Origin of the sequence: Clostridium sp. D53t1_180928_C8 (genome assembly GCF_015667795.1) — a bacterium.
Taxonomy (GTDB): Bacteria; Bacillota; Clostridia; order Clostridiales; family Clostridiaceae; genus Clostridium.
This window is the reverse complement of record NZ_JADPEL010000008.1, coordinates 65,662-87,580: the sequence shown is the minus strand read 5'-3', so window position 1 is coordinate 87,580 and position 21,919 is coordinate 65,662. Positions and strand designations below refer to the sequence as shown.

Below are 21,919 nucleotides of genomic sequence, written 5' to 3'. Positions count from 1 at the left end.
AATTGATATTTTCAGTGCTCTTTTCATATTATATTAAATTAATTAGATTCTTTTAATAGTTTTTCAAGGTCAGAAATAATTACTTTAACTAAATCTAACTTTCCTTTTGCATAATCAGAATCATTTAACCAATCTATACCCATTGATAAACATTTTTCCGTTTCTTTATATTCATTTAATAATTTTAATATTCTATCACTACTCATATATAACTTTAGCTCCTATTCATACTATAAAATTTAATTACTCAACAGTTACTGATTTTGCTAAGTTTCTTGGCTTATCAACATCGCAACCTTTTTGTTTTGCAATATAGTAAGAAATTAATTGAAGAGGAACAACACTTATAAGTGGAGTTAGTATATCAATAGTTTTTGGAATATAAACTATTGAATCAACAACTTCTTTAGAAGTAGTATCGCCTTCATTTACAACAGCAAAGATATTTCCACCTCTTGTAGAAACTTCTCTTACATTACTTATCATCTTATCTTTTAAAGCCTCTTGAGTTAAAAGTGTAATGACAGAAGTGTTTTTTTCTATTAAAGCAATAGGACCATGTTTTAATTCTCCACCAGCATAAGCATCACAATGGATATAAGATATTTCTTTAAGTTTTAAAGAACCTTCCATAGCTACAGCATAATCAAGACCTCTTCCTAAGAAGTACATATCTTTATGATTATAGTGAGAAGAAGCAAATTTTTGAAGTTCATCTTTCATACCTAAAGCTTTTTCAATTTTATTTGGTATTTCTAGTAATTCACATTTGATTTCTTCGATTTTATCTTTTGACATAGTACCTTTTAATGAAGCAAAATATAATCCTAAAATATAAAATGCTGCTAATTGAGTAACATATGCTTTTGTTGAAGCAACTGCTATTTCAGGACCTGCTAAAGTATAAAATACATCATCAGCTTCTCTTGAAACAGAAGAACCAACAACGTTAGTAATAGCTAAAACTCTAGCACCTTGTTTTTTTGCATCTCTAAGAACAGCTAAAGTATCAGCAGTTTCACCAGATTGAGATACAACTATTAATAATGTTTTATTTGTTATCATAGGATCTCTATATCTAAATTCAGATGCAATATCAATTTCAACTGGAATTTTAGCAAATTTTTCTATTACTGTTTTACCAACAACTCCAGCATGATAAGCAGTACCACAAGCTACTACGTAGATTTTATCAAAGTTTTCTAACTGTTCTTTAGTAAATGTAATATTATCAAGGGTTATTTCCTTACCTAGAGCTATTTTACCAGCTAGAGTATCTTTAACAGCCTTTGGTTGTTCATGAATTTCTTTTAGCATGAAATCTTCAAAACCACCTTTTTCAGCAGCGTCTATATTCCAAGTAACATGATAAATTTCTTTGTCTATTTTTTCGCCTTCTTCATTTCTAAGTTCAACACCTTTTTCTGTAAGAATTGCAAATTCTTTATCTTCTAAAAGGTAAACTTCTCTAGTATGATTTAAAACTGCTGGAATATCTGAAGCGATAAAGCTTTCAGCATTACCAAGTCCAACTATAAGAGGACTATCTTTCCTAACAGCAACTATTTTATCAGGTTCATTTTTAGCAATAACCCCGATGGCAAAACTTCCTTCAAGTTTAGAAGTTGCTTTAACTACAGCTTCAAATAAATCACCTTCATAATAGTAATCAACTAGATTTGGTATAACTTCCGTATCTGTTTCAGAGAAGAAAGTATAACCTTTTGAAGTTAACCAGTCTCTTAATTTCATATAGTTTTCTATTATACCATTGTGAACAACACTAATTGTAGCCTTCTCTGTAGTATGAGGATGAGAGTTAACATCCGATGGTTCACCGTGAGTAGCCCATCTTGTGTGTCCAATTCCTATATGACCTTCAATAGGATTTTCAATTAAGCTAGTAGCTAAATTATTTAAACGACCTTTAAATTTTCTAACATTAATTCCGTTATTAAGAATTGCAACTCCAGCAGAGTCATAACCTCTATATTCTAATTTTGATAAACCTTCTACTAATAAAATAGAAGCTTGTCTCTTTCCAACATAACCAACTATTCCGCACATAAATAAATCTTCCTTCCAAATTTTTAAATTATTTTTTTATGATTTTATTGTGAGAAGATATTCTAGTATTTAAAAAGGGGTATACTAATACTAGGACATCAAAAAACACAATGAAGGTTTTAACACCAGACTAGGATTGTCCTACAAATCACTTCATAGTTTTACTAGTCGCTAACGGTAGTGCGATACCGTGGGGCACCCGCCGAAGAATTCGATTCTCCCCATCCTCGTCAACTTAAGTGAGCCTCCAAATCTTCGATTTGGTTAGGCGAACTTACTCAGCGTAAGCTGAGTTTTCTTAGTATTAGGCAAATTTATTTTTAATTTAATAAGAGTATAATTATATTTTGCCCAATTAAGGATTATAAATTCACTTAAGTTCTGGCGCTTTTATGAAATTATTTTCTGGCATTTTACTATAATAATCACTTCCTTTATCAATTATTTAGTATACCACCACATCATTTTACCATAAAAATAAAATTTGTCTACAGTCAAACTAATAAATGGGATATAAACCTTAAATTGTAATAATATGCAATATTAATATATGCAAAAAGGAAAATAAAGTAGATAAAAATAATAAAAACAGGAAAAATGAAAAAAGTTTTTTAGTTAGTTTTTTCTATAATATATATGAAGTAAAGTTAAAATAATAATTTTATTAATATTTAATTATATAAGAAGTTTTTGAAAGAATAATATTTTTATGGATAAAGAGTAAATGTAATGTATAAATTCAATAATATCTGTCAACAATACATAAGAGAATTTTAAAAACATTGGAGGTAATGTGAAGTGTCAAATTTAGAAATGAATAAAAGATCTATAGATATTCCAAATAGTGCAAAAAAGGCAAGAAAGCAAGGAAAGGTTCCTGGAGTTTTATATGGTAAAGCAATAAAAAATTTATCATTTGAAGTTGGAGAACTTGAATTAGCTCATGAAATAGGAGTTAACGGGCAACATGGAGTTCTTAATTTTTCTTTAGATGGAGAAAAAAATATGGGATTAATTAAGGAAATTCAAAAAGACCCTGTAACAAATAAGATTATTCATTTAGATTTAGAAGAAGTAAATGGTAAGGAAAAAGTTATTTCTTCAGTGCCTATTCATTATATTGGTGAAGAATTTCTTAATAAGAAGGGAATTGTACTACAAAAAGAAAAAGATAGTGTAAAGGTAGAATGTTCAGTAGAATCATTGCCTAAATATATTGATTTTAATATTGGAACTGGAAATGTTGGATCCGTTTATAAATTTGGAGATTTAGAAGTTGCATCAGAAATATCTGTATTAGATGATTTAAATTCAGTTATTGCTTCAGTAAGTTATGAACGTAAAACTGTTCAAGAAGATATGGAATTAGCACAAGAACAGGATGTAAAAGATATAGCAGAATAGAAAAAAATAAACTAAAAATAATAGATATAGATAATTTTCTCTGTATCTATTATTTTTTTATTTAATTTTTTTAAAGTTTGGTATATAATAACTAAAGTATGGACTACTGAAAATGTTTAGGAGGGATAATATGGATTACAAAGAGAGATATAATGAGTGGTTAAACTCAAAGGTAATATCAGAAACAATAAAAGATGAGTTAAGAAACATTAGTGATGAAAAGGAAATTGAGGATAGATTCTATAAAGAATTAGATTTTGGTACTGGTGGATTAAGAGGTGTAATTGGAGCTGGAACTAATAGAATGAATGTATATACAGTTTCAAAGGCGACACAAGGATTTGCAAACTACTTAAATAAGTCTTTTGAATCACCAAAGGTAGCGATTGCATATGATTCAAGAAATATGTCAAAGGAATTTGCAGAAGCAGCTGCATTAACTCTTTGTGCAAATAATATAAAGGTATTTTTATATGAAAGTTTAAGACCAACTCCAGTACTTTCATTTGCAGCAAGACATCTAAACTGTCAAGGTGGAATAGTAATAACTGCTTCACATAATCCAAAGATATACAATGGATATAAGGTTTATGATGAATTCGGTGGTCAAGTTACAGATGAAAAAGCAGGGATAATAATTGGAGAAGTTAATAGCATAGTAAATTATGAAGATATAAAATCTATTTCTGTTGAAGATGCTTTAAAGGATAACCTTTTAGAGTATATCGGAGAAGAAGTAGACAAAGCATATATTGAAGAAGTTAAAGGTCTTACAATAAGAACTGAGTTAGTAAAAGAAAAAGCAGAAGATTTAAAGGTTATATATACTCCAATACATGGTAGTGGTAATATGCCAGTAAGAAGAGTGTTAGCTGAATTAGGATACAAAAATGTAGACGTTGTTAAAGAACAAGAAATGCCAGATGGTAACTTCCCAACAGCATCTTATCCAAATCCAGAAAACCCACAAGTTTTTGAGTTAGCTTTAGAAATGGCTAAAACAAGCAATCCAGATATAATTTTTGGAACAGACCCAGACTGTGACAGAATTGGTGTTGTAGTAAAAGAAAATAGTGGAGAATATAAAGTTTTAACTGGTAACCAAACAGGACTTTTACTAACAGATTATATATTATCAGCACTTAAAGAAGAAGGTAAATTACCTTCAAATGGAGTTGTAATCAAAACTATAGTTACAACTGAAGGTGCAAGAGCTATAGCTAACTATTATGGTGTTGAAATAATGGATGTTTTAACTGGCTTCAAGTACATTGGAGAAAAGATAAGACAATTCCAAGAAGCTGGAGATAAAAAATATTTATTCGGTTTCGAAGAAAGTTATGGATACTTAGCTGGAGAGTTTGTAAGAGATAAAGATGCTGTAATAGCATCAATGTTAATAGCTGAAATGACTCTTTACTACAAAGAACAAGGAAAGAGCTTATATGAAGCGTTAATAGAGCTTTACAATAGAATTGGATTCTTTAAAGAAGACTTAATTTCAATTGAGTTACAAGGTAAAGAAGGACAAGAAAAGATTGGTAAGTGCTTAGAATCATTAAGAAGTACAGTATTAACAGAAGTTGATGGAGTTAAAGTTGCTACTAAGCTTGACTATAAGTTAAGTAAAGAAGAAAACTTAGTTAATAATACTGAAAGTGTTATTAACTTACCTACATCTAATGTATTAAAATATATATTAGAAGATGGTTCTTCATTTGTTGTTAGACCTTCTGGTACTGAACCAAAAATGAAAATTTACTCAGCTGTTAAAGGTGAAAGCTTAGTAAATGCTGAAGAAAAGCTAGCAAGATTTAATGAAAAAGTTATGGAAATAATAAACGAAAAGTTAGCATAATATAAGAAAAAGCTATCGGTATGCCGATAGCTTTTATTATTTTAGTATTTAAATTGAAAGTTTTATGTTAATACTGTATTATGAATAATGAAATAATTTACTAAAGGAGTGTAACTTATGGATTATAAGGTAAAAATTAAAGAAAGATTAGGTAAGTTATTATTTTTAGAAATGAATAAGGATGGGTTTAAAGAAAATATAGGAATACCATCATATGTAGCTTTTAAAAATAAAGATCTATATTTACCAATAAGTTCTGAATATATTAGTTCTAATATAAATGATGAAATAAAAATAAAGAATCTTCCAATATATTATTTTATAGAAGGTATGTTCATTGCAATTGGAAGTGATGAAAATTTAAGGTTTAATGATGACTATGAACTTATATTAGATTATATTAAGGATACTGAAACTTGTATAAAATCTTTAATAAGCAAAAGAATAGAAGAAAAGAGATATTTAGACGCATATCTTTTATTAAAAGGATATTATACATATTCTAAAGACTTAGAAGTAATGAAAAAAATATTACTTGTAGGGGAGACTATTAAGGAGGAAGAAGCAAGTTTTAAAGATATATTACTTGAAGATATAGAGTATTGTATATCGAATAAGTTAAAAATTGCTGATCCATATTTATATAAGGCTATACTTTTAAAAGATGATGGTGATTTTAAAGGTGCGAAGGTTGCTATAAATGAGTACTTCAATAATGGTGGAAAGTTAACACCGGAGGTTGAAATAATAAATAATGATATAAATAATATATCAGATTATGAAAAGGCAATAGAACTATTAGCAGAAGAGCCTGCTAAAAGTATAGAAATATTACTTAGATTAGGTGAAGAGTTTGAGGAAAATCCACTTATTTTCTATTATTTAGGAATAGCATTTAGAAAATTAGAAAATTATCATAAAGCTATTTATTACTTAAAGGAAAGTGTAAAAAGAGAAAGTGGAATTCTTGAAGTTATAGTTGAATTAGGGTTAAATTATGCATGTATTGGTGAATTTGAAGAGGCTATTAAATATTTTAAAAAGGCATTTGAAGCTTCAAGAGATGTTGAGATATGTACTAATATTATTATGTGCTACTTAAATCTTAATGATATAGAAAATGCTAAGTTACACTTGGATATAGCAAAAAATTTAGATCCTGAAGATGAAGTAGTTAAACAGCTAGAAGCTATGATAAATAAAGGATAATAAAGGATGAGTTTATATGGGGAAAAAAGAAAAGTTCAAAACTATAAATGTATTAGGGTATAATATATTTTCAGAGGATATAGAAAAATGTGTAAAAACTATATTTTCTTATAATAAGGTGCATGTTGTATCTGGAAATCCTGAGGTTTTATATACAGGATTAAACAATAAGGAATTATATGATAACTTTACAGAAAAGTCATCTTTAATAATACCAGATGGTGTTGGAATACAAATTAGTGGTAAAATTTTAAAAACACCTGTTGAGGAAAAGATTGCTGGAATTGAACTTATGAAAAGAATAATAAATGAATGTGAGAAAAATGCTGAAGGAATTTATTTATTAGGAGCAAGTGAAGAAAATTTAAAAGGTTGTGCAGCTAATATATTAAGAGATTATCCTAAGATTAATATTGCTGGATACCATAATGGTTTTTTTGATTTAGAAAATCCAAAAGAAATATTAGAAGAAATAAAAAGTAAAAAACCACTTGTTTTATTTGTTGCAATGGGATGTCCAAGGCAAGAAAGATTTATAGCAAAATATATGAATGAGCTTCCATGCAAAATATTTATGGGAGTTGGTGGGAGTTTTGACGTAATTGCTGAAAAAGTAAATAGAGCTCCTAGATGGATGATAAATATAGGTATGGAATGGGCTTATAGAGTGGCTAAAGAACCATGGAGAATTAAAAGACTTGGAAGTATTCCTAAGTTTATATGGATTGTTATAAAAAGTAGGGGAAAGAATAAAAAGAAGTAAAGATTTAATTGTTGTTTTAGGCAATAATTATATTAATTTAATAATTTAAAGTATATTGATAAAAGTTTAGTTATAAACAATAGAGCTTATATAAATGTATACATTGTATATTTTAATATAAGAGTATAGAAGGGATGATGAGAGTGGAAAAAGTAAGTATAATCATACCTGTATATAATGTAGAAAAATATTTGAAAAAATGTTTAGACTCAATAATAAATCAAAGTTATAAAAACTTAGAAATAATAATAATAGATGATGGATCTACAGATAATAGTTTAGAAATCGCAAAAGGGTTTGAAAAAAATGATAGTAGGATAAAATTATTAACACAAAAGAACTCTGGTGTAAGTGAAGCTAGAAATGTAGGAATAAAAACTGCTACAGGAAAATACATAACTTTTGTTGATAGTGATGATTGGTTAGAGCTAGATATGTATGAAAAGTTAATGGAGAGAATTGAAAATCCATATAAGTATTTAAAACCTGATATTATGTTAGAGGGGAAAGATGAATGTGATTATAGTAGCAATGAAATTGATTCTATAATTTATAGTTTCACAAGAGAATATAAGGATAGAAGTGAAGCAGAGGTAATTCCTTTTGATAAGAATGTAATTTTAGTAGATGAAGAAATATATAGTAATTGGATTCTAAATTTAATATCAGGCGAAGATGAGAGAGAAAGCTATATAATGGCTAGTATTTGGAGATGTATTTATAGAAAGGATATAATTGATAGGTATAATATTTTATTTGATAAAGAATTATCTTATGCTGAAGATTTAGTATTCAATTTAAAGTATTTCATTAACTCAAAAAAAATATATATATACAATGAAGCTTTATATCATTATAGATTTAACACAAATTCTGCAGTAACTAAATATGATAATGAACTTTGGAAGAAGAATTTAAAAGTAAATGAAGTTATTGATGATATTTTCAATAAAAATGAAGATAGAGCTAATAATGATATTAAAATTAATAATGATTTAAAAGAAAGAATTAATAGTAGATTAATTTCTGTATGTGTTGGATCATTAGTTAATATATTTCATGAAGATAATAAAGAATCGTTAAATATTAAGTATAAAAAGGTGAAAGATATACTAAATGATAAAAAACTGGTAGATGTTAAGAAAAACTATAATATTAAAAATAAAAAATATAAGCTTTTAACTAGTAATATTCCAATTATACCAATAGCCATTATTAATTTGAATAAGATAAAAAAGAGCTTAATAAAATAAAAAATCATTTGTAAGTATTTTTAAGTTAAATATAAAAGGAGAAAAAATGAGAACTAAAAAGGCGTTAATTAATTCAAGCACAAATATATTATGTTTTATTATTGCGTTTATACCTAGCTTAGTTATTAGAAAGATTTTTTTAGATACATTAGGGAATGATATTTTGGGATTAAACTCTTTATTTACTAATATAATAGGGTGGCTTTCTATAGTAGAGTTAGGCGTTGGAACTGCAATTGTCTATTCGCTTTATAAGCCTTTTGCAGATAATGATAGAAGTCAGATAAGAGCGTATATAAGGTTCTATGGAAAGTTCTATAGAAGTATAGGTTTTGTTATATTAATAATAGGATTAATAATTACACCTTTTTTAAAGTATTTTATAAAGGGTGATATTGATTTAACTTTAGTAAGTGTAAGTTTTATATTATTCTTAATTAATAGCTTTATATCATATATGTTTTCACATAGGTTATGTATATTAAATGTTGCACAAGAAGAATATAAGGTTACAATTGGAACTACAATTTCAAAGCTTATAATAACATTAATTCAATATCTTATGCTTAAGTTATATCCAAATTTCTTGATATTTATAGTAGTACAGATAGTAGTAAATCTTGTATACTTCATAATTATAAATATGTATATAACTAAGAAATATCCTTGGTTAAATGAGAAAAAAGAAAACTTAGATGAAAAAACAAGCAAGAGCCTATTAAAAAATGTTAGAGCTATGTTTATGCATAAAATAGGGGATTTGGTTGTTAATAGCACTGATAATATAGTAATTTCAAAGTTCGTTGGACTTGGAGCTTTAGCTAATTATGCAAATTATCAAATGGTAATTGTAGCATTTCAAACTGTGGTAAGTAGAGGATTAATTGGACTTACTGCAAGCATTGGGAATATGTTATCTACAGAAGATAAAGAAAAAGCTTATAATGTACATAAAAAAGTGTTTTTCTTAAACTTTTGGGCTGTATCTTTTATTGTAATATCTTTATATAATACATTAAATCAATTTATAGGAATGGTTTTTGGTGAGAAGTATTTATTAGATGTATTAACATTTGCAATAATATTAATGAATGTTTACTTTGCATCAATGAGAGGATCTGTTGAGCAGTTCCAAAGTGGAAGTGGTAACTTCTATCAAGATAGATATGCGCCGATAGTGGAATCAATAATAAATATAGTAGCATCAATTGTTTTAGTAAGATATATAGGTATTGCAGGTGTATTTATTGGAACATTAATATCTAATTTTACAGTAGTTTTTTGGACAAAACCTTATGTTGTTTATAAATATGTTTTTAACAAGAAACTTATAGATTACTTTAAGATGTATTTTAAATATTTAGTTATAGCATTAATTCCATTGATAATTACTGGATTTGCTACAGCGCCATTTAAAAATGATTATAGTATAATAAGCTTTATTATAAATTGTATAATTAATGTAATAATAATTAATTTATTTTATTTAGTGGTATTCTTTAAAAGTGAAGAATTTAAATATTACTTATCAATATTTAAAAGAAGATAAAATACTAATAGAAGTAAATAGATAATAAAAAAGGGATGCATAGGAGGATAATATGAAGATACTGTTTATAGCTTGTTATTCACCATTAATAAATAATTCAGCATCTATTGAAACTTTACAATACTTAAATAATTTAGCTAAAATTGAAGGAAATGAAGTTCATCTTTTAACTGTAAATTTCCCGGAAAATTCAATTTATTATGATAAATATATTTTAAGTATGTTAGATAAAAGAGTTAAGATGCACGTTGTTTCAGGTGGAAAGATATTTGAAAAAATAATGCCAAAGAAATCTAATAATGTTGAAAACAATAGTAGTAGTTCAAATAAAAAGAGTGTAGTTAAAACTATTTTAAAAAAAGGAAAATCTTTAGTTGCTATTCCTGATATGTACTTTAATTGGGCAAGGAGAGCAGCAAAATATGGAATAGAACTAACTAAGAAGGAAAAATTTGATGTTATATTTTCAATGCATGAACCACCATCAAGCCATATTTGTGCATTAAAAATTAAAGAAGAATTTAAGGATATTCCATGGGTAACATATTGGAGTGATCCATGGCTTAAAGATTCTACTAGAGAGCATATTAGTGCAGCTAGAAGGAGATTTGAAGGTAATTATGAAAAGAAAATTGTAGAGCTTAGTGATAGATTTATTTTTGTAACGAAAGCTAACAGAGATGATTATATAAATAGTTATAAAATTCCTGTGGAAAAAACTTTTGTAGTAACAAGAGGATATGATGAAAAACAATATGAAGAAATAAAGCTTAAGGCTAATCCAACTAAAATTTTAAAGAATAAAATTAATTTTGTTTACGCAGGAGAAATTTTTGCAAAGCTTAGAGATGTAAGACCTTTTATGGAAGCGTTAAATAATATAAAAGGCAGAGATATAGAATTATTCAATAAGTTAAATGTTTTATTCTTTGGAAATATAGATGATGAAGAAATAAAAAATCAACTGATGAATGTTGATAATATAACTGTATCATCTAGAATTCCATACGATGAAGCTTTAGGTTATATGTTGAGTAGTGAAGTTTTACTTCTGTTTGGTAATAAAAACTCAAAACAAATACCAGCTAAAATTTATGATTATTTTGGAGCTAATGGACTTATATTTGTAATCCTTGGAGATGAAAATGATCCTATAAAAGATGTTGTTTTAGATAAGAAAAAATGTATAGTAGTAAATAATAATTATAAAGAAATAGAAGATGGAATTGAAAAAATGGTTAATATTTTAAATAGCAATGAGAACTATGGTCCTATTGAAGAATATAAGTGGCAATATATTTCTAAAAAGCTTAATGATATTTTAAAGGGGTAATTATTATGCATATAATGTTTATACCTTCTTGGTATGATAATGATAGAAATAAGGTACATGGTAGTTTCTTTAGAGAACAAGCAACTAAGCTTCAAGAAAGTGGAGTAAAGGTTACTGTTGCATATAATGAGATTTGGCCATTGACATTAATGGGAAAAGTTAAAGAAAAAAGCGGATTATCTTTCAAAGTTGAAAAAGGATTAAGAACTTATAGATATAAGAATTATAACTTTATACCTAAGCATCCTTTAATGTTTAATATTTTTGATAAAAGAATGGAAAAACTATATAAGGAAGTTGTTGAGAAAGAAGGAAAGGTAGATATTATACATGCACAGTCATCATTGTGGGGTGGAATTAGTGCAGCTTATGTTGCTAAAAAGTATAATATTCCGTTAGTTATTACTGAACATTCTTCTGTAAAAAGAGGTGCATATGTTAGAGAGAGTTATTATAAAAGAATAGTTGACTCATACAAAAGTGCAGATAAGATAATAGCAGTTGGAAATGGATTGAAAAAAGAAATAGAAGAGTTAAGTGGAAGAAAAGATATAAAGGTTATAGGAAATTTAGTTGATTTATCTTTGTTTGATATAAGAAATATTAATAAGGAAACCAATGAATTTACATTCTTTAGCATTGCCTTTTTAGAGGGTGAAAAAGGCTTTGATACTTTAATTAAAGCTTTTGCAAAAGAGTTTAGAGATAAAAAAGTAAGATTAGTCATTGGTGGAGATGGAAGTCAGAAGGAATGGCTAAAGGAAACAAGTAAAAATGAGGGTGTAGAAAATCAAGTAATGTTTATAGGTGCATTAGCTAGAGAAGAAGTTGCTGAATGGATGAATAAGTGTGATACATTTGTATTACCATCTAGATATGAGACGTTTGGGGTAGTTTATATAGAAGCTTTAGCAAGTGGAAAGCCTGTTATTGGAGCTTTTAATGGTGGAGCTGAAGATATAGTAAATGAAAATGTTGGAATACTTGTTGAAAAAGATAATATAGAACAATTAAGTGAAGCTATGAATTGTATTAAAACAAATATTAATAAGTATAATCCAAGTGAAATAAGAAGGTATTGTACTGATAAGTTTAGTGCAAAAGTAATAATAAATAAGATAATTAGTACTTATGAAGAAGTACTTAAATAAGGGGGATAATTATGAATTTTAAAGAATATTCAATTGATAAATTTTTATATGAGTTAAAAACAGACTTGCCATCTCCAGGTGGTGGTAGTACGGCAGCTTTAGTTTCAGCTCTTGCAGGTGCTTTAAATTCGATGGTATATTCATTTACAGTTGATAAAAAAGTTTTTGAGAAATTAGATGGTTACAAAAAAGAAAAGATGAGAAATTTAAAGAATGAATGTGAAAACTTCATAAATAAAAGTATGTTTTTTATGGAAAAGGATAGAAATACATTTACGGCTTTAATGGATTGTTTTAAGTTACCTAAGGAAACAGAAGAAGAAAAGTCTTATAGAAGTAAAACAATAAGAGAAAAAACAATAGAAGCTATGGAAGCACCATTAAACTTAGCAAAAACTGCTTTAGGATTTTATGAAAATATAGAGTTTGCAGTTGAGTATGGAAATAAAAACTTAACTTCAGATGCAATTGTATCTGCAATACTTTTACATAGTGCAATAGAAAGTGCAGTAGTAAATGTATTTGTAAATTATAATTCTTTAGGAAATAAAGAAGGATATGAAAATATACCTAATGAATGCAGAAAAATAATAGCAGAATCCCTAAGTAAAAAAACAGAAATAGTAAAAGCTTTTGGAATATAAAATTAAAAGTCATAATAAATAAGTTTAATTCTTATTTATTATGACTTTTTTGTTGAAATACTTAGGTTAATTATACATTAAATATATTATTGATAGTCAGGAAGTTCATTAAGTGATTTAAACTCATAACCATCAGCTTTAATTTGCTCAATTACTGTTTTTAGAACAGCAGTATTTGTTTTAGAAACAGCATGTATAAGCATTATACATCCAGGATGCACACCGTTAGTAATTTTTTTAATTGCTTCTTCTTCACTAGGTTGATTGTCAATAATCCAATCTTTATAAGCAAAACTCCAAAAGATAGTTTTATAACCAAGATCCTTAGTTTTCTTTAAAGAATTAACTGAATATTTTCCCATAGGAGGTCTAAAGAATTTTGGCATGTCACTACCAACGATTTCTTTATAAGCAGTTTCTACATCAGTAAATTCTGCTTTGAATTTTTCAGGGTCTGTAATACTTGCCATTGATGGATGATGATTAGAGTGATTGCATACTAAGTGACCTTCATCAGCCATTCTTTTAATAATTTCAGGGTTTTGAGTTATATATGGCTTAACAACAAAGAAGGCTGCAGGAACATTTTCTTCTTTCAAAACATCCAATATCTTAGGTGTATAACCATTTTCATATCCTTCATCAAAAGTTAAATAAATAACCTTTTCGTTAGTATCACCTAAATAGTAAGCATCATATTTAGATAAAAGCTCTGTAGCCTCTTTAGGACATTCCGGCAATGTATCTTTACCTCTATTTACAAAATACCAATTTAGTTCAGTGTCGTCTGATGACAGTGAATTAGAATGGCTAAAAGCAATTGTAGATAAGCAGCTTATTGATAAAATTAAAGCTAGCATGAAAATAAATAACTTATTTTTTCTCATTCTAAATCCTCCCTTTCATAAGTTATATTAGTATGTTTTGTATATGACGAGATAATACACGTGGGAAAAAGAGGTATAGTTATAAAAATAATGGAAAAAATAAAAAAGAAAATATTGACATGTGGTAAAAATAGGAATATACTTGTAAAAGAATAAATTATTTAGGAGGTAGGAATATGTTAAATATTAAATTTAGAAATTATAAAGAAAATAAAATAACTCAAAATAACCCTATCTCTATGTTTTTATATAACTAAAAATGGTTAGTATAAAAATTAATAAAAAATCTATTTAGTAAATAGAGGTCGTGGTTATTAACCATGGCCTTTTTGTATATTTTTATAAAAAGTATATTCTATCATATTATGATAATAAAAAGCCGTGGTATAGCCATGGCTTTTTTTGTTATAAAGGAGGAGAGGTTATGGAAAATGGAGATTTCAAAGATGGATGACCATTAAATTTAAAACTAAAGGGGGAGTCAATAATGACTAAAGTATTTAAGTACGTATTAAAGTATAAGGGAACATTGATTTTTGGAACTATATCTATGCTAATCGTTATTGGGGTTGATTTATTAATTCCATATATGCAACAAATATTTATAGATGATGGAATTATTGCAGGGAATGAAAAAAGCATACTTTTGGTTCTAGGGGCTATATTAGTAATTTCGGTAATTAAAGCAATATTTGGTTATAATAAAGAATTTAAATATGATTTATTGAGTACATGGGTTCACCAAGATATTAAAAATGATCTTTTTACTCATATTCAAAAATTAGAATTTAAGTATTTTGATGAAATGAATACTGGAGAGTTAATGTCAAGGATTGGAGAGGATGCAGAAAATATATGGCAGACTATAGGTTTTGGACTAAGGCTTTTCGTTGAAAATATAATTTATTTTGTTATATCAACAATAATTTTATTTTACTTAAATTGGAAATTGGCTTTAGCATGTTTTATTGTTATGATTCCAATAGGATTTATTGCAGTACAGCTTGAAAAGAAGTTTGGTAAATGTTATGGAGAAATAAGTGATAAGACAGCAGAAATAAATACTACAGCTCAAGAGGATATAGCGGGAATTAGACTAGTTAAAGCTTTTTCAAGAGAAAAATATGAAATAAGCAGATTTTTTAAATTAAATAGATCTTATTATGATTTAAATATGAATCAGGCAAAAGTAATAGGTAATTATTTTCCAAAAATAGAGTTCTTAACGAATATTTCATTAGTTATAATGATAGTTTTAGGTGGATATTTAGTTATGAATGAAGAAATGTCAATTGGAGTTTTAGTAGCTTTTAGTGGGTATATATGGAATCTTATATGGCCAATGAGAATGCTAGGAGAACTTACAGATTTAATTTCAAGAAATTTAGCTTCTGCTAAAAAAATATTTGCAATTATTGAAAGGGAACCTGAGATAGAAAGTGGTTCTCTAAATGATACAAATATTAAAGGTGATATTAAATTTGAAAATGTTAGCTTTAGTTATAATGATGAATTAGTATTGAAAAATATTAATTTAGATATTAAAGCAGGAAGTACTGTAGCTATTATGGGGACTACAGGTTCAGGGAAATCAACTTTATTAAACCTTATAGGGAGATATTACGATGTAAAAGAAGGTTGTATAAAAGTTGATAATATTGAAGTTAAAAACTATGATTTAGAAGTTTTAAGAAGCAGTATGGCAATTGTGCCACAAGATACTTTCTTATTTTCTGATTCTATATTAAACAATATAAAGTTTAGTAATGAAAATTCAGATATAGATGAAGCAAAAAAATATTCTAAATTAGCATGTTCTTTAGACTTTATAGAAGCTTTAGATGAAGGATTTGATACTGAAATAGGAGAAAGAGGAATAGGGCTTTCAGGAGGTCAAAAACAAAGAATATCTATTTCTAGAGCATTAATAAGAAATTCTTCAATTTTGATTTTAGATGATTCAACTTCGGCTTTAGATATGGAAACAGAGCAAGCGCTATTAAGAAATTTATCACAGATGGAAAAGCAAAGTACAACCTTTATAGTTGCACATAGGATTTCAGCAGTTAAAAATGCAGACTTAATAGTTTATTTAGAAAATGGTGAAATAAAAGAAAAGGGAACTCATGAAGAACTATTAAAATTAAAAGGTTCTTACTATGATATTTATTGTGAACAGTTTAAGGATTTTAATCTTTTAGAAGAGGAGGTTATATAATATGCAAAACAATATAAATAAAGATGAAGAAATTGTGAGACGTAGCAAAAGCGAGATAACACTGAAGTTATTAACGTACCTTAAGCCATATAAAGTTAAATCATTTTTAGTAGTTTTATTGATGATATTTGTAATGGTATGTGAAATAGTAAATCCATTATTATTAAAAATGGCTATAGATGATTATATAGGTAATAAAAATGTTAATGGATTAATACTAATAGGAGTTTCATTAGTATCATTAAATTTAATAGCTTGGGGATTGTCAAAAATAAGATGGAAAGTAATAACTAGCATAACTAATAATATCTTAGTAAATATAAGACATGAGCTATATAGTCATATTCAGTATTTATCCTTTGATTTTTTTGATAGCAGACCAGTAGGGAAAATACTTGCAAGGGTTGTTGGTGATGTTAATGCATTAAAAAATTTGTTTTCTCAAGCGATACAGTCATTTATTCCACAAATAATTAATTTAATTTGTGTTGCAATAATAATGTTTATGCTTAATGTTAAATTAGCTTTAGCATCAATAATATTGTTACCTTTATTAGGCTTTGCAATGTTTTGGATAGAGATTTATTCAAGAAGAAGATGGGAAACTTATAGAAATAAGCGTTCAAATTTAAATGGATTTACTCATGAAGATTTTTCAGGGATAAAAGTTGTACAAGGGTTTGCTAAAGAAAAAGGAACAGAAAAGAATTTTAAAAATATGGTAGGAGAGTTAAGTGATTCTTTTGTAAAAGCTGTAAGATTAAATGATTGCTTTTGGCCATTGGTAGAATTATCTTGGGGTGTAGGAACACTTGTAGTTTTTGCAGTAGGATATTTGTTAATAAAAAATGGAGAAATAGAAATAGGAACTTTAATAGCATTTTCAATGTATGTTGGTATGTTCTGGAGGCCTATTATGAACCTTTCAAGCTTTTATAATAATCTAATTACAAATTTTTCTGCTGCAGATAGAATTTTTGATATATTAGATATAGAGCCTATTATAAAAAACTCTTTAAATGCAAAACCAATTGGAAAAATTCAAGGAAGTGTGGAATTTAAAAATGTTACTTTTTCTTATGATGATGAAAATGAAGTATTGAAAAATGTAAGTTTTAAGGTTTCAAAGGGAGAGAAGATTGCTTTAGTAGGTGCTACAGGTGCTGGTAAGAGCACAATAGTTTCATTATTAAGTAGATTTTACGATCCAACTGAAGGTAAGATTTTAGTTGATGGTAAAGATATTAAAAATGTTGATTTAGAGAGTTTAAGAAGTCAAATGGGAATTATGCTTCAGGATACATTTTTATTTTCAGATTCAATTATGGAAAATATCAGATATGGAAGACTTGATGCTACTGATGAAGAGGTTATTAATGCAGCTAAAGCTGTAAATGCTCATAATTTTATAATGGAATTAGAAAAGGGATATGATACTGAAGTTAATGAAAGAGGATCGAGACTTTCTTTAGGGCAAAGGCAACTTATATCTTTTGCAAGAGCACTTCTTGCAAATCCAAGAATACTAATTCTAGATGAAGCAACTTCTAATATTGATACTCAAACAGAAAAGTTAGTTCAAGAAGGAATAGAGAAAATTCTTCATGGAAGAACTTCATTTGTAGTTGCTCATAGACTTTCTACTATTAGAGATTGTGACAAGATTATGGTTATAAATGATGGTGAAATTGAAGAGGCAGGAAATCATGAAGAGCTTCTAAAGAATAAGGGAAGCTATTATGAGCTTTATATGGCACAATATAATTTCTTGAGTGAGGGAGCTTAGGAGGTAAAAAAGTTGAATTTAGCTGGAATAATTTAATTATTTGGAAATTTAATCAGATAGAACTTAAGGGAGTAAACTGATTAAGAATTTATAGGTTTATGGTGAAAAGATAAGAATTATTACTAGAAAATGATATTCTTATCTTTTTATCTAAAATAAATAATTTAAATTATGAAGGAATTATAATGGTTATTTATTGATGTTAGGACAATAAAGTTATAGCGTTATAGAAGTTAGGAAAGAGGGTGAGAATATGAAACTAGTTATAATATTTGGTCCACATGCCGTTGGGAAAATGACGGTAGGACAAGAATTAAGTAAATTAACAGGTCTAAAACTATTTCATAATCATATGACAATAGATATAGTTTCAGATTTGCTTAGTAATATGCCAGAGGAAAGAAATAGACTTTTGAATAAACCAAGTAAAAGGATTTAAATCATTCTGAGCAGTTATTTAAAGCATTATAAGAAAAATATAGATTGAATTCTTATGATGATGAAATAAAAAAAGAAAAGTATATAAAAATTGATAATACTAATCTTGAACCTAATGAGGTAGCAAAAATTATTAATGATAAGTTTGAACTTTAGTTAATAGTTAGTTAAGTAGAAAATGGTTAAGTTAAATTGTATTCAATTAAGGATGGCTAGAAAAACTATCCGAGTTTATTGACTAAGGTAAATAGACATTTGATTAAGTTATAAAAAGAATAGTATGAAATTTAGAAGAGAAATATAAAAAACAAATGTGAGGGGAAAGGTTTATGAAAATGCCAGTAGAAATTAAGAAGATAATTGTAAATAAATCTTTTAGTGTTGATACTGTTGGTATGTCAGATTCAGAGGTGATTTGTTTTGAGGATATGGTCCTTAAAATAGAAAAAGAGTGTAAAGAATCACATACTGAAGTTAAAATGATGTACTGGCTTGCAGATAAAATTCCTGTTCCGAAGGTAATAAATGCAGAGAAAATAGATAATAAGAGTTATTTGATCATGAGTAAAATAGCTGGAAGTATGTCTTGTGAACCATTATTAAAAAAACAGAGTTATTAGTAGATGTATTAGTTGAGGGCTTAAAAATGCTTTGGAAAGTAGACATATATAATTGTCCTTGTGATAGTTCAATAGATAATAAATTAAAACTTGCACAAGAACGTATTTCAAATAATCTTTGTTCTATGGAGAATGTAGAAGAGGAGTCTTATATTGAAAATGGATTTAAATCTCCTCGGGAACTCTTAAACTGGCTAAAAGATAATAAGCTAAGTGAAAGTTATGTTTTATCTCATGGTGATTACTGTTTGCCTAATATCTTTATTGATAAGAATAGGATAAGCGGATTTATTGATTTAGGAAGATGTGGAGTAGGAGATAAATTGCTACAGTATATAATGGGAAGGATTATTTAAGATTTGATAAACAAGAGGCAAAGTTACCAGAAAATTGTATTCGTATTCTAGTAACAGATGATATTGGGATTATCAAAGGTGTGTTTTAGTAAAAGAATGGGTGGAAAGATCCCACAACCTGTAGCTACAATGTTAGAACGTAAATATGGAATCTTTGACAATGAAAAAAGTAATCTTCATATTGTAAGTGGAGAAAAAAGTATTGATGAAATTTGCACAGAAATTATATCATTAAGAAATGAATTTTAATAATAATTGTAGATTATAAGTTTAGGTACGGGGGGAAAGGGAGTTGATTAATTATAGAGAGTTTGATTCAGCGAAAATAGAAGAGGTAAAAATTATTTATAAAAATGAATCATGGAATGCTTATTTAAAAGATGATGCTAAATTAATAAGGGCATTTGATAATTCGCTGTATATATTAGGGGCTTTTGATGAAGAAAAACTAGTTGGATTTATAAGATGTGTTGGTGATGGAGAACATATTTTAATGGTTCAAGATTTAATAGTAGCCCTAGAGTATCAAAAGTGTGGTATAGGAACAATTTTGTTTAAAAGTATTATGGAGAAATATTTAAATGTAAGAATGTTTATGGTAATTACTGATATAGAAGATGTTGTAGATAATAAATTTTATCAATCATTCAAGCTTAAGAAATTAGAAGCTAAGAATATGGTTGGATATATAAGATAATATAATTATTTGGAGCGTGTAGAGAAAATGAAGTTAGAATATAAATTAATGGAAGAAAAAGATTTTGAAAGTTGTGCATATGAGCTTATAGAGGCATTTAAAGAAGAACCTTGGAATGAAGAGTGGACTTTTGAACAAGCTTTTACAAGGATTGATGAAATTATGTCTTCAAGAGTATCAAGAGGATATGTTATTTATGATGGAGATGTGGTAGCAGCAATGGCTTGTGGAAGAATTATGACTTATATAGATTTTAAGGAATTATGGATTGATGAATTTAGTGTAAATCCTTTATACCATAGAAAAGGTATTGGTAGTAAAATGATGGAATTTATAAGAAGTGAGTTAAAAAAGGAAAAAATTAAAATTTCTTATTTAGCTTTAAATACAGAAAGCGATTATCCTTGTGTTAGTTTTTATAAAAATAATGGGTTTAGAATTTCAGAAACTAATGTTGCGATGTTTGCGAACGTAGATTATAAAGGAGAAGATTAAGGATGGAATATGAAATAGTACATTTAGCTAAAGAAAAATGGAAGGGGCATATTATTCCAATAAAATATACAACAAAACAATACTATGATGTTGTTGTGGATAAAAAAGAAAATGGGTTTAGTGTTAATGTAGAAAAGAAAGATTTTGTAGAAGCTGTAACTCATACGCCAGAAGAATGGGATTTTCAAGATAAATTATATGAGGAACATTGGGAAAATGCTTATGTTTGGGGTGTTTTAGATAATGACAATCTAGTTGCAGCCATTGAAACTAACGTGGAAGTATGGTCTAATCGTTTAAGAATTACTGAACTTTGGGTAGCTGAAGATTATCAGAAAAAAGGTATAGGTCATGAATTAATAGAAGTAGCAAAGGAACAAACATTATTAGAAGGTCGTCGTGCTATTATATTGGAAACACAATCTTCTAATGTTAACGCAATAGACTTTTATCAGCATGAAGGTTTTACTTTAATAGGATTTGATTCATGTTGTTATAAAAATAATGATTTAGAAAGAAAAGAAGTTAGACTTGAGTTTGGTTGGTTTCCAAAGAAACATAAAAAGTTAAAAAGAGAAGATTTAGTTATAAGAAAAGAAAAAGCAGGAGATTATTATGATGTTGAATTAACAACTCAAAGGGCTTTTTGGAATAGACATGGTGTAGGATGTTGTGAGCATTATCTTGTCCATAAACTACGTGAAGATAAAGATTATCTTCCAGAGCTAAGTAGGATAGCAGTAAAAGATGGAGAGATAATAGGATGTATAATGTATTCAAAATCTCAGATAAAAGATGGAGAAAATATACAGGATATTATTACTTTTGGACCACTTTGTGTTAAGCCGGAATGGCAAAGATGTGGAGTAGGCGAAATTCTTTTAAATGAAACTATAGAAATTGCTAAAAATCAAGGGTATAAAGGGGTTGTAATATTTGGTGAGCCAGATTATTACCCGAGGATGGGATTTAAAACTTGTGATAATTTTAATATTACAACTGCAGATGGTAAAAACTTTGATGCGTTTATGGGCTATGAACTATATAAAGGTAGTATGAAAGATATAAAAGGAAAGTTTTATGAATCAAAGGTTTTTGAAAATTTACCACAAGAAGAGGTAGAAGAGTATAATAAGAAGTTTCCTTTTATGTATAAATTAAGATTTCCAGGGCAGTGGAATTAATAAAATA

At 27.5% G+C, this 21,919-nt stretch carries 20 protein-coding genes and 1 pseudogene; 18 read left to right on the top strand and 3 right to left on the bottom strand.

All coding sequences use genetic code 11. The annotated features are described in order from the left end of the window. Nucleotides 1-38: 38 nt before the first annotated feature. Together I4V51_RS07790 and glmS are read right to left on the bottom strand one after the other, a co-directional pair. A complete protein-coding gene (locus I4V51_RS07790) occupies nucleotides 39-206 on the bottom strand; it encodes a hypothetical protein (protein ID WP_195987760.1) in 168 nt (55 codons plus the stop codon). Nucleotides 207-243: 37 nt separating this feature from the next. Beyond that, nucleotides 244-2,067, bottom strand: coding sequence for a glutamine--fructose-6-phosphate transaminase (isomerizing) (gene glmS / locus I4V51_RS07785; protein WP_195987759.1), 1,824 nt, complete (start codon nucleotides 2,065-2,067; stop codon nucleotides 244-246). A gap of 798 nt (nucleotides 2,068-2,865) precedes the next feature. On the opposite strand from glmS, the gene I4V51_RS07780 reads away from it, so the two are divergent. From I4V51_RS07780 to I4V51_RS07740, 9 genes are all read left to right on the top strand, one after another. Further along, nucleotides 2,866-3,471 (top strand): 50S ribosomal protein L25, encoded by a 606-nt coding sequence (locus I4V51_RS07780; protein ID WP_195987758.1) that lies wholly within the window; start codon nucleotides 2,866-2,868, stop codon nucleotides 3,469-3,471. Between the two features lie 130 nt (nucleotides 3,472-3,601). Then, nucleotides 3,602-5,329 carry a phospho-sugar mutase gene (locus I4V51_RS07775; protein WP_195987757.1) on the top strand — a complete coding sequence of 576 codons (1,728 nt, stop codon included), beginning with the start codon at nucleotides 3,602-3,604 and terminating at the stop codon, nucleotides 5,327-5,329. Nucleotides 5,330-5,446: 117 nt separating this feature from the next. Further along, a complete protein-coding gene (locus I4V51_RS07770) occupies nucleotides 5,447-6,538 on the top strand; it encodes a hypothetical protein (RefSeq protein WP_195987756.1) in 1,092 nt (363 codons plus the stop codon). A gap of 16 nt (nucleotides 6,539-6,554) precedes the next feature. Beyond that, nucleotides 6,555-7,301 carry a WecB/TagA/CpsF family glycosyltransferase gene (locus tag I4V51_RS07765; RefSeq protein WP_195987755.1) on the top strand — a complete coding sequence of 249 codons (747 nt, stop codon included), beginning with the start codon at nucleotides 6,555-6,557 and terminating at the stop codon, nucleotides 7,299-7,301. 143 nt (nucleotides 7,302-7,444) lie between these two features. Then, nucleotides 7,445-8,554 carry a glycosyltransferase gene (locus I4V51_RS07760; RefSeq protein ID WP_195987754.1) on the top strand — a complete coding sequence of 370 codons (1,110 nt, stop codon included), beginning with the start codon at nucleotides 7,445-7,447 and terminating at the stop codon, nucleotides 8,552-8,554. A 46-nt stretch (nucleotides 8,555-8,600) separates the two neighbouring features. Further along, nucleotides 8,601-10,103, top strand: a complete 1,503-nt coding sequence (locus I4V51_RS07755) for an oligosaccharide flippase family protein (protein WP_195987753.1) — start codon at nucleotides 8,601-8,603, stop codon at nucleotides 10,101-10,103. Between the two features lie 52 nt (nucleotides 10,104-10,155). Further along, nucleotides 10,156-11,436 (top strand): glycosyltransferase, encoded by a 1,281-nt coding sequence (locus tag I4V51_RS07750; protein ID WP_195987752.1) that lies wholly within the window; start codon nucleotides 10,156-10,158, stop codon nucleotides 11,434-11,436. Nucleotides 11,437-11,441: 5 nt separating this feature from the next. Continuing rightward, nucleotides 11,442-12,587, top strand: coding sequence for a glycosyltransferase (locus I4V51_RS07745; RefSeq protein WP_195987751.1), 1,146 nt, complete (start codon nucleotides 11,442-11,444; stop codon nucleotides 12,585-12,587). Nucleotides 12,588-12,598: 11 nt separating this feature from the next. Further along, a complete protein-coding gene (locus I4V51_RS07740) occupies nucleotides 12,599-13,231 on the top strand; it encodes a cyclodeaminase/cyclohydrolase family protein (RefSeq protein WP_195987750.1) in 633 nt (210 codons plus the stop codon). 86 nt (nucleotides 13,232-13,317) lie between these two features. Here the strand turns inward: I4V51_RS07740 and pdaA are convergent, their stop codons facing one another. Then, entirely contained in the window at nucleotides 13,318-14,118 is an 801-nt protein-coding gene (gene pdaA, locus I4V51_RS07735; protein ID WP_195987749.1) for a delta-lactam-biosynthetic de-N-acetylase, read from the bottom strand. 487 nt (nucleotides 14,119-14,605) lie between these two features. Here pdaA and I4V51_RS07730 point away from each other — a divergent pair, with 487 nt between their 5' ends. The 9 genes and pseudogenes from I4V51_RS07730 (at nucleotide 14,606) to I4V51_RS07685 (ending at nucleotide 21,912) form a co-directional block, all read left to right on the top strand. After that, nucleotides 14,606-16,336, top strand: a complete 1,731-nt coding sequence (locus tag I4V51_RS07730; protein WP_195987748.1) for an ABC transporter ATP-binding protein — start codon at nucleotides 14,606-14,608, stop codon at nucleotides 16,334-16,336. A gap of 1 nt (nucleotide 16,337) precedes the next feature. Then, entirely contained in the window at nucleotides 16,338-18,122 is a 1,785-nt protein-coding gene (locus I4V51_RS07725; RefSeq protein WP_195987747.1) for an ABC transporter ATP-binding protein, read from the top strand. A gap of 253 nt (nucleotides 18,123-18,375) precedes the next feature. After that, nucleotides 18,376-18,561 (top strand): hypothetical protein, encoded by a 186-nt coding sequence (locus tag I4V51_RS21155; RefSeq protein WP_195987746.1) that lies wholly within the window; start codon nucleotides 18,376-18,378, stop codon nucleotides 18,559-18,561. A gap of 328 nt (nucleotides 18,562-18,889) precedes the next feature. Further along, nucleotides 18,890-19,180 carry a hypothetical protein gene (locus tag I4V51_RS07715; protein WP_195987745.1) on the top strand — a complete coding sequence of 97 codons (291 nt, stop codon included), beginning with the start codon at nucleotides 18,890-18,892 and terminating at the stop codon, nucleotides 19,178-19,180. Nucleotides 19,181-19,206: 26 nt separating this feature from the next. After that, nucleotides 19,207-19,503: pseudogene (locus tag I4V51_RS21360) on the top strand (phosphotransferase); the annotation flags it as partial. Between the two features lie 111 nt (nucleotides 19,504-19,614). After that, entirely contained in the window at nucleotides 19,615-19,785 is a 171-nt protein-coding gene (locus tag I4V51_RS07705) for a hypothetical protein (protein WP_195987743.1), read from the top strand. 43 nt (nucleotides 19,786-19,828) lie between these two features. Continuing rightward, nucleotides 19,829-20,233: a GNAT family N-acetyltransferase gene (locus tag I4V51_RS07700; RefSeq protein WP_207745920.1), complete on the top strand. Its 405-nt coding sequence runs from the start codon at nucleotides 19,829-19,831 to the stop codon at nucleotides 20,231-20,233. 27 nt (nucleotides 20,234-20,260) lie between these two features. Next, nucleotides 20,261-20,728: a GNAT family N-acetyltransferase gene (locus I4V51_RS07695; protein ID WP_195987742.1), complete on the top strand. Its 468-nt coding sequence runs from the start codon at nucleotides 20,261-20,263 to the stop codon at nucleotides 20,726-20,728. A gap of 2 nt (nucleotides 20,729-20,730) precedes the next feature. Then, on the top strand, nucleotides 20,731-21,912 hold the full coding sequence (locus I4V51_RS07685) for a GNAT family N-acetyltransferase (protein ID WP_243281441.1): 1,182 nt from the start codon (nucleotides 20,731-20,733) through the stop codon (nucleotides 21,910-21,912). The last annotated feature ends 7 nt before the right edge of the window (nucleotides 21,913-21,919 follow it).